Origin of the sequence: Inquilinus sp. NPDC058860 (assembly GCF_042743185.1) — a bacterium.
Lineage (GTDB): Bacteria > Pseudomonadota > Alphaproteobacteria > DSM-16000 > Inquilinaceae > Inquilinus.
In genome coordinates, this window is sequence record NZ_JBHYMS010000103.1 from 1 (window position 1) to 12,818 (window position 12,818).

Here is a 12,818-nt window from a genome sequence, read left to right on the forward strand (position 1 = left end):
CTTGTGGACACTTCCCACCACCGCCGCTGTCAACCAACGCTTCAGCCTCGGTCAACCCGACAAACCCGCAAAGGCGGCCTCCGGCGGAGGGTTACGCTGGATGCCGTGCGCGCAGTCCAGATGGAGGGCGCGGCGGAGGTCACTCCGTCCGTTCACGGAGGCGCCTGACGGTGCCGGTTGCGGATGAAAGGCGAACAGACCAGGCAGGATGGCGACGAACTCATGCCGGAAGCTCCCCTGCTGACCGGTTCCGGGGAGGAACCGACCGGCAGGCTCCGGTGCGCCATTAACTGCCGTCACGCCGGCGCCCCGACACCGGACATCAGTCGGATCGGCGCTTCGCGGCCCGTTCCGACCGTCCTGACCCAGTTGACGCGCCCAACACCGGACATTGCCGAGGGTTCTCCAAACCGGACCTGGCCGGCTTCGACCCTTCCTTGCCGGCGCGGGCCAAACCGGAGGCGCCATTTTCGGACACGCGCCGACCTTGCCGAAGCGGATATCTGGCAGACCGGCCGGAGTCGCCCCCTTTTTTGCCGCTCCTACGGGGCAATCCTACTCCAAGTCGTGCCTCATACCGGACACGTTCGATGGTCGCCGCCATGCATGCATCGCGCCATTGTCGCAGCAATGCCTATCATCGAAATCCGGATGCCCCAATGTCACGGTCGGAGCTCATACCGGAACGCCTGCTTTGCGCAGGCCGGCAAACAGGCGCTCCAGGCTCATTCGTTCTTTCGCGGGAAACGCTTTCGACCAGTAGGCCCTCCAGGCCTCAACGTTGTCGTCCGGCGGTCCCGCCCGTTCGGCTCGGGCACGCTCGCGAAACTGCATTGCCGCTGCATGCGCTTCTCTGTCGCGACCCAGCTCAGCGTAGCAGGCGGCGATCCAACCGAGGAGTTCTACCGGTGGGTGCGACATCCGGCCGAAGCTCACAATGGCGTCGCCATAACGCCCCAACAGGTATTCGGCCATGACGCGGCTATACAAACATTCTTCGGGCAGGTTCGGGGCTCGACGGATCGTCTCGCTTGCGCACCAAATGCCTTCTTCGAACTTACCCATGCAGGTCGAGAGAAAGCCTTTCAGGCAGTAGTTATCCAAATCGTTGGTGTTCAGTGCGATCGCTTCCTCGAGCTGGGCTTCCGCCATCTCAAAGTCGCCTTTTACACGCCAGTAACCCCAGGCCAAACACAGGTGCGCGCGACTGTCTTGATCATCCAACTTGGCGGCGTTGTGACCGAGTTCGAACAGTCGCTCGGCCGCAGCCTCAGACGATGCCGTCCAGTTGGATACCGCTTCGTAGAAGTATGTCTCGGCGAGTTGGACGTAGGCGGCCGCGTATTCTGGGTCCATCTCAATGACGCGCTGGAAGATCTCACGCGCCTTGAGCACGTCTTCTTGCGACCCTCGTTTCAGGCAGTGCTTGCCGCGGAGGAGAAGGTCATATGCGGAGAGGTCACCAATGCTCTTGCGCAGTGCATGCCGACGATCAGCATCCTCGATGCGCCCCACCAGACTGGCGACGATGGTCTGCGTAATTTCGTCTTGGACGGCAAAGACATCTGTCAGTTCGCGATCAAAGCGTTCCGCCCAGATGTGATTGCCAGCCGTGGCTTCGATCAGCTGCGCGGTGATACGCAGCCGGGCACCGGCTTTCCGCACGCTACCCTCAACGACGAACCGAACGCCCAGGTCGCGGGCCGCTTGCCGTACGTCGATGGCCGTGTCCCGATACTGAAATGACGAGTTGCGGGCGATGACAAGAAGTTGTCGGAAGCGCGACAGGCCGGTGATGATGTCCTCGGTCAGTCCATCGCTAAAATACAGCTGCTCGGGATCGCTGCCCACATTGATGAAGGGCAGCACGGCGACCGATGGCTTCTCCTGCTTGAGTTCATTGTCAGTTGGCCGATCTGGCTGTATCGCCCGCGGCGCATCGAGCGCGACGCGATAGACCCGGACCGGGTCATGAAGATTTTTCAGTTTTTGAGGCCCAAGGTCGGCGAAGCTGGCGTTGACCTTGTTCTTGACCTGATCGTAGGCGGCTCCGGCGACCAAGATGCCGCCAGGCTCTGTCAGCGCCTGCAGCCGTGCCACGATGTTGACGCCACCGCCATAGAGGTCGCTGCCTTCGACGATCACGTCGCAGAGGTTGACAGCAACTCGCAGCACAATCTGGCGATCCGCCGGTAGGCTGGCATTGGCCGTCGCCATGCGCTTTTGCAGCTCGATGGCACAGGCGATCGCATTGACGGCACTGCCAAACTCGACCAGCACTCCATCACCCATCACCTTGATGATGCGGCCGTGATGGGCGCGGACGAGTGGACTGAGGATATCCCTGCGCCGCTGCTTCAGCGCCGCCAGCGTTCCGGCTTCGTCCAGCTCCATGAGCCGGGTGTAGCCAACAACGTCGGCAGCGAGAATGGCACAAAGGCGGCGTTCCAAGCCAAAGCTCCTTCAGGCGGAAGACTACCGCATCGGCGCGAGTGGAGCTATCTTGAGAAGAGCGCGTAGAATGCCCGCCGTTGCCACAGCCGGGACCGTTCCGATCGCTGCACAGAATGACAAGATTCCACCCCAAACAACCGGTGGGGTCAAGCTGGAGGGGCGCCAGACCGGACATCGCACTGGCACCCTAGACGCGGACACTCACCTGCCTGATCGCTGCCTACCGTTCCGGTCGCTCGGGGTCGCGCATGGTGCGACGCAATTCGACCCGCAGGCGACCTTCAGTCTTCAAGGGCCGAAATCTACCTTGGCTTGGCGCCCGACCCGATGATGAGTTCGAGCTCGGTCCTGAAGCCATCGCCGATTTCGAACTGCTTTAGGCACTGATAAACGTCGTTCCAGGCTCTCAATCTCGCCCCGTCGTCGAGGTCCGCTACCACCGCGCGGTATGCCCCGGCGGCTTCCTGCATCAGCTGCACAGCGTCGGACGCGCTCGGCAACGCGAGCTGCGCTCGAACGACCTGTGTTTTCACATCGCCGAGACCGCTGTCCGTCATCAGGCCTTCCAACACGCCCTCACCTCCCAGCGCAAATACTCCAGGTTGTCCGGGCGCAGGAGGAGACTTGCCAGCGTGGCGCAGGAGGATCGTCATCGGCTGCGCCATAAAGGGATTCTTTCCCGGCGTCGTAAACACCAGTGCCGCAAAACGCGCGCCAGGCTTGAGTGCGTGTCGGACAGCTTCCAATGTGGCACGCGGTGACGGGACAAGCATCAATCCCAATCGGCAAATCGCCGCATCGAACGGTGCCTGAGTCTTGTCCAATTCGTCCGCCGCGCGTTCCAGCGTCTCGATGTTCTGAAGACCGGCGCGAGCGGCATTTCGGCGGACATTTTCCAGCATGGTGCCCGATATATCACTGGCTACCACTTTGCCGCCGGCACCCACACGCATCGCCGCTTGAATGCTCTGACTACCGGCACCGCAGGCCAGATCGAGAACGCGCATGCCGGGCCGGATACCGGCCATATCGATGAGCGCGTCCGTGGCGCCGGAAAGGCTGGTGGCGAACACATGCTCCCACTTCGCCCAGCCGGGTGCTGCCGATTCCCACGTATTGCGAAGTTCCGATTTCGATGTGCTGTCGGCCATCTACAGCTCCCTAAAGAGCCGCCGCCCGTACGAAAGCATTATATTGCGGAAGCTCTGCGTGTGGAACCCCGGTCCTGGCGCGCCTTCAGGATGGAAGTTCTCCGGAGGGTTCACCTTTCGGCGCAGGTTTGAGGCTGTGCGGCTGAATGACCGCCCCAAGTTGCCGGCAGGGCTTGGCCGCTTTCCGCCGATTGTCTTCTCTAATGGGTCAAGGGCGGAGGCTCGGTTGTGAGCGGTATTGACGCTGTCGGGTGCCTCGGTTCTCTCCGTGCTCATCGGCACTTGATGGGGTCAGCTGGGTGCGGAGCGGCTTGGTTGAAACCGCAGTCGGTCGACGGATCGGCCGCTTGCTACAGAATCGGCGCCGTCATCCACTCCCTCCCTCGGGCGTCGCTCCGCTCGGGAGCTCGGTTCGGCCTCCTGTCCGGGGGCAACCGCAGCGAGCGGCAGCATGGCAAGCCGCCGCTCGCTCCGGACTGTTCAGGCTGTCTTCGCTGCCGCAGGCTTGCGGGCGCGCGGCGCCTTTGCGGGCTTCGGCGCGGGCGCGACCGGCTCCGCCGGCGGCTTGCCGCGACCGGTGCCAAGGCCGATCTTCTTGGCGAGAGTGCTCCGCTGCTGGGCATAGTTCGGCGCCACCATCGGATAGTCAGACGCCAGGCCCCAGCGCGCGCGGTACTGGTCCGGCGTCATGTTGTAGGCGGATGCCAGATGCCGCTTCAGCATCTTCAGCTTCTTGCCGTCCTCGAGACAAATGATGGCGTCCGGCGTGACAGACTTGCGGATCGGCACCGCCGGCTCAGGACGGGAGATCACGGGCTCAGTGGGCTTGCCCAATCTCTCCAGCGCGCCGTAGACCTGTGCAATCAGCCCCGGCAAGTCCGCCAAAGCGACGCTGTTGTTGCCAACGTGCGCCGAAACAATTTGCGTTGCCAGACGGCGCGTTTCGTCGCCGGCGGCCGGGATGGTGGTGGCGCCAGTTTCACTCATCAATTCACTCCAAGGGCAGGTACAGGGTGGTCTTAATCGGCGGCATCGATTTATACAACCTACATACTTTTATATTCGAGATCTCTGAGCGCCCGAGTTCTGGACAGAAAGACTTTGCGACCGCCTTCCAGCCGCGCCTATTCATCCCCGAGCAGCTTTCCCGTGAAATTCCCCTGCCACAGAAGCTATGGGGCGGGCGGCGAGGTGAGAGGGCACCATCGGCGCTCGAACAACCCGATGGTGTACGCCATGCCCGAAGTCGATGATCTGAGCCGTTGTCTCACCACTCTGGATCAGGACAGCACGCTGCTCGCGGTGGTCGAGATGAGCCAGTCAAGTTGGCTCGTCGCCGGAATGGTTCCCGGCGTTGAGCGGCGCCCCCTGAAGAAGCTCGATCCCGATCCAGCCGCGTTGCTCGACCTGATCGAGCGCTGGCGGTCGGAGGCCGAGAAGGCGGGACATCCGGTCGGCCGGACCGCCCTCGCCTTCGAGGCGGGGCGTGACGGGTTCTGGCTGGCGCGGTGGCTGCGGGAGCGCGGCATCGAGATGCATGTCGTCCACTCGACCAGTGTCGCCGTCACCCGCGAGCACCGTCGGGCGAAGACCGATCGGTTGGACACGGCGATGCTGATGAGAGTCTTTCTGGGCTGGCTGCGCGGCGAGCGCGGGCACTGCCGAATGGTGGCGATCCCGACGTTGGAGGAAGAAGACGCCAGGCGGCCGAGCCGCGAACGGCAGAACCTGGTCGGCGAGCGGACGAGGATCATCAACCGGTTGAAGGCAGCGCTGGCCCGGTTCGGCATCCGCGGCTTCAAGCCGGAGTTGCTCCGGGCGCGGGAGAAGCTGGCGACCCTGCGCACACCGGAGGGGCAACCGCTGCCGCCAAACATGCTGGAGGAAATGCGGCGGGATATGACCTGGCTCGCCCTGGTCCGGGACCAGATCGCGGAGATTGAGTGCGTATTCCGACGAAGCCGGCCATGCATTCCAATTCGAAGCCGGCCGGGTGTTCCAACGCGAAGCCGGCCGGCATTCCGATCTGAAGCCGGCCACCTGCAGCGTCGTCCCTTCGGGTCATGGGGGATGATCTGTGCGCGAGGCCGAGCGGTCAAGCCGCCGGGACGATCGGCTCAGGCGACCGCTTTTTCCTGAGGCTCTCGCCCTGGAGCTCGATGCGATAGGCGCTGTGGACGAGGCGGTCGAGGATGGCGTCGGCGATGGTGGGGTCACCGAAGCATTCATGATGCCACCTTCCTGGATCGCCTGGTGTGTTGGAGACGGGCACGAAGCCGATGGATCTGCTCGTCCGGGAGGTCGATCTGCCAGGGTTGGCCCTTCGTCGACTGGCGGCCGGTCAGGAGACCTTGGGCCAGGTAGTCGAACACGGTCTGCGGCGTGACCCCGAGCACCGCGGCCGCCCCGTGGACCGAGTAGCTGCCGTCGGGCCAGCGCCCGGGATTGGCGCCGCCGCCGTTGATCTTGACGGTCGGGATCTGCCACCGAGTGCGCAGCAGCCAGACGTTCCCGCCCTGGAACGGACAGCCGCGGGCGGCGACGAAGCCGTCGCGGTTCAGCTCGGCCGCGATCTCCTTGTCCATCTTGCCGGCAGCGTTCAGCTCCGTGAGCCGCAGCATCTGTCGGATCTGTCGCATGGTCAGCTCTCTTCTGGCGGGCATCCCGGACTCCTCGGTGATCGAGGAACCCGGATGCCTCAGGGGGCTGACCCAAGGGGAGACGCTGCAGGTGGCCGGCGATTGATCGGAACGCCGGCCGGCTTCAAATCGGAACGGTGGCCGACTTCACGTCGGAATGCTGGCCGGCTTCAAATCGGAATACCCGGCCGGCTTCAGTCGGAATCCGCAGATTGAGCAGGCCCGCCTCGCTCGGCTGGAGCAGGCGCCGCCTTCGGGGTCACAGGCGATGGTGGCACTTCTGGCCCGGGTGCTCGGCGTTGGGATCGAGACTGCGGACATGCTGGTCCAGGAGGTATTCAGCCGTAATCTGCGGGACCGCCGCGCAGTGGCGCGCTATGCCGGGCTGACCGGCTCTCCAGACGAGAGCGGCTCCAAACGACGAGAAAAGGGGCTGGCCAAGGCAGGCAACGCCCGGGTGCGCCGCGGTCTGATCCAACTGGCCTGGCGGTTCCTGTGGTTTCAGAGGGCCAGCGGCTTGGCGCAATGGTACCAGGCACGGACGGCGCAGGGTGCCCGCAGGACGACGATGATAGTGGCGCTGGCGCGGAAGCTCCTGATCGCGTTCTGGCGCATGGTGACGGTCGGTGAAATCCCGGCCGGCGTCACGCTGCGACCGGCGGCCTGAGCGGTCCGGACAGGGCCGGAGAAAAAACTTCACCCTTTCGACACCGGTCGCGCTGTAGGTGAAGCGGCAGGCTGTCGAGACTGATCCGAGGCGGTGGTGAACCCGAACTCGAGCCTGGCTGTCACGCCGTCCACAGAATGGGCCCGCCACCTCGGAGCCTCGCCCCCGAAGCGAAAGACTGCTTCATGGTCCGGATCCCGAGCGGATCCACCGAATACAAGGTTGCGGCGCGAGTGCTCGCGCCCCATGGCGGGCTCCCCTCGGCTCAGTGACGCAGATCAGGAGAATCCCACGCGCGAGAGACTTGACACAGAGATCCCCATACAAGGCTCGAATGCCGCCGGTAGCCGCGGGCGGTGCGCGCGTCCTTCCAGCGGCCGTGCTGCATCGCCGCCTCGAGCGGCACGCCCTTGCGGTCGGCAGCCGTCATCATCCCGGCGCGCAGGCTGTGCCCGGAAAACTCCGCCTCCGCCAACCCCGTCCCCTTGATCACGCGCTTGACCAGGCGGGCGACGGTCTTTGCGTCGATCGTCTGCAGCCGCCCGTCGATCCCATGGATCAGATGGCCGCCGCGGTCGATGCGGCAGAACAGCAATCGGCGGAGCTGGCGACGGATCTGGAGAGGGTGACACCACGAAGGCCTCCACTGGATGCCACCGAAGGGACAGTGCAGACGCGCCGAACGGCTTTGGATCGGCGCCTGTCCTGAGCATCCGGTCGCGGAGGCAGGTACAAGGCCCATACAGGATGATGGCTGAAGGTTCCGAGGGCGCCCTTCCGTCGGACGCAAGCCCGATGCGCACGGCCTCGCGACATGCCGCTCGCGATCACCGGAACGAGTTTGCCCATTGCACCCGTTGAACCCGCATCTTCCATTATCGCAGGACCTCCCCATGCGGCGTCATCTCCTCTCATTCGCCGTCGCGATCGCTGCAGCAGCCCTCGCAGGACCCACGACCTTTGCTCAAACCGCGCCCACGACATCAACGCCCGGGAAGTCGCCGACGGACATCTACGTCCAGAAGGCGGCGGCGAGCGACCAGTTCGAGGTCCAATCGGGCAGGATCGCATCGCAAAAGGCCACCAACGCGGACGTGAAGACGTTTGCCCAAATGATGGTTGACGATCACACGAAGTCGTCCGAGAAGATCGCGGCCGCGGCGAAGGCCGACGGGTCGGCGCAGGCGCCGACCACCCTTGATCCTGCCCACAACGAGCAGCTTCAGAGCCTTCAGAAGGTATCCGGGCCGGAGTTTGACCGCCTTTACATGGATATGCAGATCAAGGGTCATACCGAAGCGCTGCAACTGCACCGAACCTACAGCGAATCCGGCGACGACGCGAAACTGAAGGCCGTCGCGACCGAGATCGCGCCAGTCGTCAGCCATCATCTCGATGAGGCGAAACGCATCGCCGGCTCCTTGCAATGATCTCCAGCCCTTCGCGAGGACACATGGAATTCCGCCGCAGCGAGGGCACAGGCTTCCGTCAGGCGTTCGAGGAGGAGCGAAGGCTCGCACATGATTGATGCCGGAACCGAGTTGTCTGCCGCCGACGGCGTTGACGATTGGAACGGCAGGAAAGGACAGCCCCATGGGGGTGACCATCAGGCCGCAAGTCGGCGCGCTTCCCGTCCGTTTCGACGAGAATGGCACCCTCGAGGTTCTCCTGATCACCAGCCGCCGCTCGCGGAAATGGATCATCCCCAAGGGCAATCCGATGAAGCGCTTGGCGCCGCATCACGCCGCCGCCCGCGAGGCCTTCGAGGAGGCCGGCGCCATCGGGGCGATCGAGGGCCGTTCACGTGGGCATTACCGGCATCGCACGCGCAAGGCGCGGCGGCAGTTCCACTGCCGGGTCGCGGTCTATGTCATGGCGGTGGAGAAGCGGCTGGAGCGATTTCCGGAGCAGGACGAGCGCGCGGTCCGCTGGTTCACGGTCGACGATGCCCGAAGCGTCATCCGGAACCGGAGGCTGCGGGAACTGATCGCCCGGGTCTCGGCGGAGCTCGCTTCCTCTGGCCGTCTGCCGGGCGAGTTGCCCGTCTGACGCAAGCCCGCAAACCGAGATGCGGCCCGAGTGATCGGGCCGCATCTTGGTGGAGGCTAACGATGCGTCCTGCGGCCCAGACAGATCCCGACGCACACCGCCACGGCCATCGCCGACCAGGGGTTGCGCCGCACCAGTCCTGCAGCCTTGGCGGCCCGGGACTCGGCGATGGCGGCGACATCCTCGCGCAGCCTGGCGATGTCGCGGCGGAGCTGCCATAGCTTCGCTTCGGTGCTCGAGGCGTCCTTGCCGGCCGCCTGCTCCACACCGACGCCGGGGTCGCCGATCTCGTCCGGGCTGGCCGCCGGCGACTTCGTGTTGCCGAAAGTCTCGACCATGATGTCGCTCCTGCCCTGCGCCTCGGATCGCGCCGGGCGCTCGGTGATCAATGAGTCCGGCCTGAGAGCCCGTTCTACTTGCCGCGCGCCTTGCCGCCGCCGGACGAGGGCGCGTCGTCCGAAGGGTCCCAGGACAGCGGATGGGGGATGTCGTCATAGCTCGTCCACGGATCGCCGGGCTCCCCTTCGGCTGCGGAGACCTCACCGCTGCGCTGCCGGCTCAGCTTCTTCTCGACCTGGTCACCGTCGGTGTCGTCCTCGACGTCACGGTCGCCGTGCAAGGTCTCGCCCTGGGTCACCCCAATATTGGCGACCGGATCGGAGACGTAGAGCCAGTCGCGGCCGAACGGCGCCTGGGCGCCCTCATTCCACGGACCGCGCTGGTCCTCGCCTTGCGACATGTTAAAGGCGGTCGCGACATGGCGCGGGTCGCCCTGCAGGATCCCCGGCGGGAAATTCGGCTGGATCGTCTCCAGCGCGGCCTCGAACTGCCGGAAATGCGTGATCTCGCGGGTCATCAGGAACCGCAGGGTCTCGCGCACATAGGGGTCGTCGGTGAACTTCAGCAGGTATTCGTAGACGATCTTGGCGCGGGATTCGGCGGCGATGTTGGAGCGGAGATCGACCGTCAGATCGCCATTGGCGTTGACATAGGCGCCGCTCCAGGGATTGCCCTGGCTGTCCTCCAGGAGCGGGCCGCCGCCGCTGAGGGTGGCGAAGTGCGGCATCGCCAGGGCTTCGTGGATAAGATTATCCCGCGCTGCGCTGCCGCCTTCGGCCAGGCTCGGCAAGCCGCTGACGTCGAGCGCGTTCTTCAGCTCGCCGTTCACGCCCTTCAGCAGCATGGTGATGGTGGCGCCGACGATCTCCAGATGCGACAGCTCTTCGGTCGCGGTGTCCATCAGGAGGTCGTATTTGTCGGGATAGGGTTTGCGGGCGGCATAGGCCTGGACGAAGTACTGCATCGCCGCCTTCAGCTCGCCGTTGCCGCCACCGAACTGCTCCAGCAGCAGCCTGGCGAAGCGGGGATCGGGCTCGGAGACGCGGGCGTTGAACTGCAGCTGCTTGATGTGGATGAACATGGACTGCCTTTCCGGGTGAGGGGAGGATCCGTGGGCGTCAGCGCTTGGCGGTGGCTCCTGCTTCCGAGCGGGCGAGGTAATCCTGTGTGAGCATCGGCATCTGCTCCCACAGCCAGTCGCCCATATCCTCCTCTTCACGCTGAATGCGCTCGCAGGTCTCGGCGATGCCGGGCTCGCCGGCCTCGCGCGCGGCGGCTGCGAGCATGCGGTAGCTCGCCGCCTCGAACTGCTCGAAAGAGTAGCCGCCGAGAGCGTGCTTCAGCACCTCGTCCTCGCTCATCGCGTGGAACATGCCTTGGACATTGGCGATGGTCTTCTGCGTCAGGTCTTTCAGGGTGGAGGCGTCAGAGCCCAGTTTGTTCAGGCACTCCTCGACTGCTTCGCGCTGACGGTGAGTTTCCTCGAGGTGCGCTTGAACCTTGGCGCGGGCTTCGGGATAGGTCTCCAGCCGGCTCGCCTGGGTCTCGAGGAGCGAGACTGCTTGGCTTTCCATCGCGTAGGCGTCGCGAAGCCAGTGAACAAGATGCTCGCGGGCGTCGGTCATGGTCGTCTCCTGTCAGGGGAATCGCTAGGGTGCCAATGGAGTCGCTGGCTCAAGCGTTCCGCTTCTGCCGGACGGGCAATGGGCTGGCTGGAACAGGTGATTCCGAAGGCATGATTTTGCCCTGTGCCGACAGGCTCAATAGAGCCAAACGGTCTGGGAATGTGTTGCTCGGGTTGGCGGACGCGGGGCGCGGTGCCAGGTAGCCGGCCGCGATCGCCCGACTCTACAAGGCGGCCGCGGACGTGGGGCCGCCCCTGGCGATCGAGGCGCGCGTCGGGACGGGTGACGCCGAGCTGCAGGATCGCTGGCGGATCCACCGTCGGCGTCAGGTCCTCGTCTGGCGACCGACGGGGTGGAGGCCTTGCCCGACCGGCTCCTCGCGCTGGGTCTGGCGGAGCGCATCCGTGCACGCCGCGCCGGGCGGTTGAGCGTGCCGCCGAAGGATCCGACGCCCGATCCCGAAACCGGAACGTTGAACGCCAAGGCGATCGCGGCGTGGTCGCCCAGACTCGCCGACGCGGTGGAGGAGGTGCTGGACGCGGGCGAGTTTCCGGTGGTGCTGGGCGGCGACTGCACGATCCTGCTGGGCTCGATGCTCGCATTGCGGCGGCGCGGCCGCTATGGCCTGTTCTTCGTCGACGGCAACGCCGACTTCTTCCAGCCCGAGGCGGAACCCAACGGCGAGGGCGCGTCCATGGACCTGGCCTTCGTCACCGGCTACGGGCCGGCGCTGCTGACCGACCTCGAGGGCCGCTCTCCGCTGGTCCGGGGCGAGGACGCCGTCGCCTTTGCCTTCCCGCATCATCGCACTCCCGATCGTCGCGGGCGCCGCCGCGGTCCCCCACGCGAGTTTGCCACGTTCGCGGCCTTGCGGCGCGCAGCGTAGCGGTAGCCATGGTCCCGCCTGACAATACCGGTTACCGCTTTCCATACGACGTGATCCAGCGCGCCGTCTGGATATATCTCCGCTTCACCTTGAGCTACCGCGACGTCGAGGACCTGCTCGCCGAGCGTGGCATCGAGGTATCGTACGAGACGATCCGCCGCTGGGTGAGCAGGTTCGGACCGATCATCGCCCAGCGCCTTCGGGCGCGGCGGCCGGTCCCGCACCGGCGCTGGCACCTCGACGAGATGTTCGTCCAGATCGGCGGCAAGCAGATGTACCTCTTCCATCAGATCTTCAAGAAGACCCTCGACTGGACCTACGAGCAGAAGGTCATTTCCAGCCGCTACCTGGCCGAGCGCGGCCGGATCGATGCCGACGACTAGAAGTCTGTGGTCGACGCCATGAAGGAGTTCATGGTGAACTACGAAGCTGGGCGCCCTGCCAACGACGTAGGGCCTCCGCACTGACTGGAACCCAACGCGCCGCGTTCCCGTTGGCTCGCCACAGGATGGAGGCGACCATGAAGGCGCTCAATAGCATCACACTGCTGCTGATCATCATCGGTGGCCTGAATTGGCTGCTCGTGGGGCTCGTCCAATTGGACCTTGTGGCTGCGATCTTCGGAGGCGCCGAAGCATCACTCGCCCGATTCATTTACTTTCTCGTGGGCATCGCGGCCCTTTGGCAGCTGGTGCCACTCACCCGTGCATGGTCAGTCGGCGAGGAACGGGCGGAGCGTCGACGCTGAAGGGAAGCGCGAGCCCCTCCCCTTGCGTTTCCGCTTCAGGTGAACCTTCGCTTGGCCCGGTGCCCACCGTGCGCGCCCGGGTGGCCGCCAGCGGCGATGAACGCGCGCCTGCCCTCGTCCGTCCACACCAGCCGGTCGGTCATCTCGCCGCCGGCGCCGATGCGACGTACGCGTGATGTGGAGGCCGCCTGCCGTCGGAGGAGAGGAGGCTCCAGGATGGTGTCCACCATCAGCGTTGGTGGACACCATGGTGGAGTGGA

General features: G+C 65.0%; 15 protein-coding genes and 2 pseudogenes. 7 read left to right on the forward strand and 10 right to left on the reverse strand.

Annotation, left to right across the window (positions count from 1 at the left end; all coding sequences use genetic code 11):
• Positions 1–675 precede the first annotated feature (675 nt).
• The 3 genes from ACFW16_RS35170 to ACFW16_RS35180 all read right to left on the reverse strand — a co-directional run bounded on the left by ACFW16_RS35170 (position 676) and on the right by ACFW16_RS35180 (position 4,592).
• A complete protein-coding gene (locus tag ACFW16_RS35170) occupies positions 676–2,451 on the reverse strand; it encodes an adenylate/guanylate cyclase domain-containing protein (RefSeq protein ID WP_380313765.1) in 1,776 nt (591 codons plus the stop codon).
• A gap of 305 nt (positions 2,452–2,756) precedes the next feature.
• Positions 2,757–3,605 (reverse strand): class I SAM-dependent methyltransferase, encoded by an 849-nt coding sequence (locus ACFW16_RS35175; RefSeq protein ID WP_380313766.1) that lies wholly within the window; start codon positions 3,603–3,605, stop codon positions 2,757–2,759.
• Positions 3,606–4,085: 480 nt separating this feature from the next.
• A complete protein-coding gene (locus ACFW16_RS35180; RefSeq protein WP_380313767.1) occupies positions 4,086–4,592 on the reverse strand; it encodes a MucR family transcriptional regulator in 507 nt (168 codons plus the stop codon).
• Between the two features lie 237 nt (positions 4,593–4,829).
• Here ACFW16_RS35180 and ACFW16_RS35185 point away from each other — a divergent pair, with 237 nt between their 5' ends.
• On the forward strand, positions 4,830–5,744 hold the full coding sequence (locus tag ACFW16_RS35185; protein ID WP_380313768.1) for a transposase: 915 nt from the start codon (positions 4,830–4,832) through the stop codon (positions 5,742–5,744).
• Here ACFW16_RS35185 and ACFW16_RS35190 read toward each other — a convergent pair.
• Both ACFW16_RS35190 and ACFW16_RS35195 read right to left on the reverse strand, forming a co-directional pair.
• Positions 5,701–5,913 (reverse strand): annotated as a pseudogene (locus tag ACFW16_RS35190) (ATP-binding protein); the annotation flags it as partial. The gene ACFW16_RS35185 and the pseudogene ACFW16_RS35190 sit on opposite strands and share 44 nt — an antisense overlap.
• Complete coding sequence (locus ACFW16_RS35195) at positions 5,831–6,244, reverse strand: hypothetical protein (RefSeq protein WP_380313769.1); 414 nt, start codon at positions 6,242–6,244, stop codon at positions 5,831–5,833. The gene ACFW16_RS35195 and the pseudogene ACFW16_RS35190, both read right to left, overlap by 83 nt.
• 157 nt (positions 6,245–6,401) lie before the next feature.
• Here ACFW16_RS35195 and ACFW16_RS35200 point away from each other — a divergent pair, with 157 nt between their 5' ends.
• Positions 6,402–6,911 (forward strand): transposase, encoded by a 510-nt coding sequence (locus tag ACFW16_RS35200; protein WP_380313770.1) that lies wholly within the window; start codon positions 6,402–6,404, stop codon positions 6,909–6,911.
• Between the two features lie 265 nt (positions 6,912–7,176).
• Here ACFW16_RS35200 and ACFW16_RS35205 read toward each other — a convergent pair whose 3' ends face one another.
• Positions 7,177–7,506 carry a hypothetical protein gene (locus ACFW16_RS35205; RefSeq protein ID WP_380313771.1) on the reverse strand — a complete coding sequence of 110 codons (330 nt, stop codon included), beginning with the start codon at positions 7,504–7,506 and terminating at the stop codon, positions 7,177–7,179.
• A 298-nt stretch (positions 7,507–7,804) separates the two neighbouring features.
• Between ACFW16_RS35205 and ACFW16_RS35210 the strand changes: the two genes are divergently transcribed.
• Positions 7,805–8,341, forward strand: coding sequence for a DUF4142 domain-containing protein (locus ACFW16_RS35210; protein ID WP_380313772.1), 537 nt, complete (start codon positions 7,805–7,807; stop codon positions 8,339–8,341).
• A gap of 163 nt (positions 8,342–8,504) precedes the next feature.
• The gene (locus ACFW16_RS35215; RefSeq protein WP_380313773.1) at positions 8,505–8,960 is read left to right on the forward strand and encodes an NUDIX hydrolase; all 456 of its coding nucleotides are present in this window, start codon (positions 8,505–8,507) and stop codon (positions 8,958–8,960) included.
• 56 nt (positions 8,961–9,016) lie between these two features.
• On the opposite strand, the gene ACFW16_RS35220 is transcribed toward ACFW16_RS35215, so the two are convergent.
• The 3 genes from ACFW16_RS35220 to ACFW16_RS35230 form a co-directional block, all read right to left on the reverse strand.
• The gene (locus tag ACFW16_RS35220; RefSeq protein WP_380313774.1) at positions 9,017–9,298 is read right to left on the reverse strand and encodes a hypothetical protein; all 282 of its coding nucleotides are present in this window, start codon (positions 9,296–9,298) and stop codon (positions 9,017–9,019) included.
• 74 nt (positions 9,299–9,372) lie between these two features.
• Entirely contained in the window at positions 9,373–10,380 is a 1,008-nt protein-coding gene (locus tag ACFW16_RS35225; protein ID WP_380313775.1) for a manganese catalase family protein, read from the reverse strand.
• Between the two features lie 37 nt (positions 10,381–10,417).
• Positions 10,418–10,924 carry a ferritin-like domain-containing protein gene (locus ACFW16_RS35230; RefSeq protein WP_380313776.1) on the reverse strand — a complete coding sequence of 169 codons (507 nt, stop codon included), beginning with the start codon at positions 10,922–10,924 and terminating at the stop codon, positions 10,418–10,420.
• 361 nt (positions 10,925–11,285) lie between these two features.
• On the opposite strand from ACFW16_RS35230, the gene ACFW16_RS35235 reads away from it, so the two are divergent.
• From ACFW16_RS35235 to ACFW16_RS35245, 3 genes and pseudogenes are all read left to right on the forward strand, one after another.
• Positions 11,286–11,810, forward strand: coding sequence for an arginase family protein (locus tag ACFW16_RS35235; RefSeq protein ID WP_380313777.1), 525 nt, complete (start codon positions 11,286–11,288; stop codon positions 11,808–11,810).
• Between the two features lie 8 nt (positions 11,811–11,818).
• Positions 11,819–12,103 (forward strand): annotated as a pseudogene (locus ACFW16_RS35240) (transposase); the annotation flags it as partial.
• A gap of 227 nt (positions 12,104–12,330) precedes the next feature.
• Complete coding sequence (locus tag ACFW16_RS35245) at positions 12,331–12,558, forward strand: DUF378 domain-containing protein (protein ID WP_380313778.1); 228 nt, start codon at positions 12,331–12,333, stop codon at positions 12,556–12,558.
• A 35-nt stretch (positions 12,559–12,593) separates the two neighbouring features.
• Here the strand turns inward: ACFW16_RS35245 and ACFW16_RS35250 are convergent.
• Positions 12,594–12,818, reverse strand: a 225-nt coding sequence (locus ACFW16_RS35250; protein WP_380313779.1) for a hypothetical protein, incomplete at its 5' end; no start/stop codon positions are given.

What these genes read in the sequence shown, in the direction of transcription:
- ACFW16_RS35175 (WP_380313766.1), bottom strand. Translation starts at nt 3,605, where the DNA reads ATGGCCGACAGCACATCGAAATCGGAACTTCGCAATACGTGGGAATCG.
- ACFW16_RS35180 (WP_380313767.1), bottom strand. Translation starts at nt 4,592, where the DNA reads ATGAGTGAAACTGGCGCCACCACCATCCCGGCCGCCGGCGACGAAACG.
- ACFW16_RS35185 (WP_380313768.1), top strand. Translation starts at nt 4,830, where the DNA reads ATGGTGTACGCCATGCCCGAAGTCGATGATCTGAGCCGTTGTCTCACC.
- ACFW16_RS35195 (WP_380313769.1), bottom strand. Translation starts at nt 6,244, where the DNA reads ATGCGACAGATCCGACAGATGCTGCGGCTCACGGAGCTGAACGCTGCC.
- ACFW16_RS35200 (WP_380313770.1), top strand. Translation starts at nt 6,402, where the DNA reads ATGCTGGCCGGCTTCAAATCGGAATACCCGGCCGGCTTCAGTCGGAAT.
- ACFW16_RS35210 (WP_380313772.1), top strand. Translation starts at nt 7,805, where the DNA reads ATGCGGCGTCATCTCCTCTCATTCGCCGTCGCGATCGCTGCAGCAGCC.
- ACFW16_RS35215 (WP_380313773.1), top strand. Translation starts at nt 8,505, where the DNA reads ATGGGGGTGACCATCAGGCCGCAAGTCGGCGCGCTTCCCGTCCGTTTC.
- ACFW16_RS35220 (WP_380313774.1), bottom strand. Translation starts at nt 9,298, where the DNA reads ATGGTCGAGACTTTCGGCAACACGAAGTCGCCGGCGGCCAGCCCGGAC.
- ACFW16_RS35225 (WP_380313775.1), bottom strand. Translation starts at nt 10,380, where the DNA reads ATGTTCATCCACATCAAGCAGCTGCAGTTCAACGCCCGCGTCTCCGAG.
- ACFW16_RS35230 (WP_380313776.1), bottom strand. Translation starts at nt 10,924, where the DNA reads ATGACCGACGCCCGCGAGCATCTTGTTCACTGGCTTCGCGACGCCTAC.
- ACFW16_RS35245 (WP_380313778.1), top strand. Translation starts at nt 12,331, where the DNA reads ATGAAGGCGCTCAATAGCATCACACTGCTGCTGATCATCATCGGTGGC.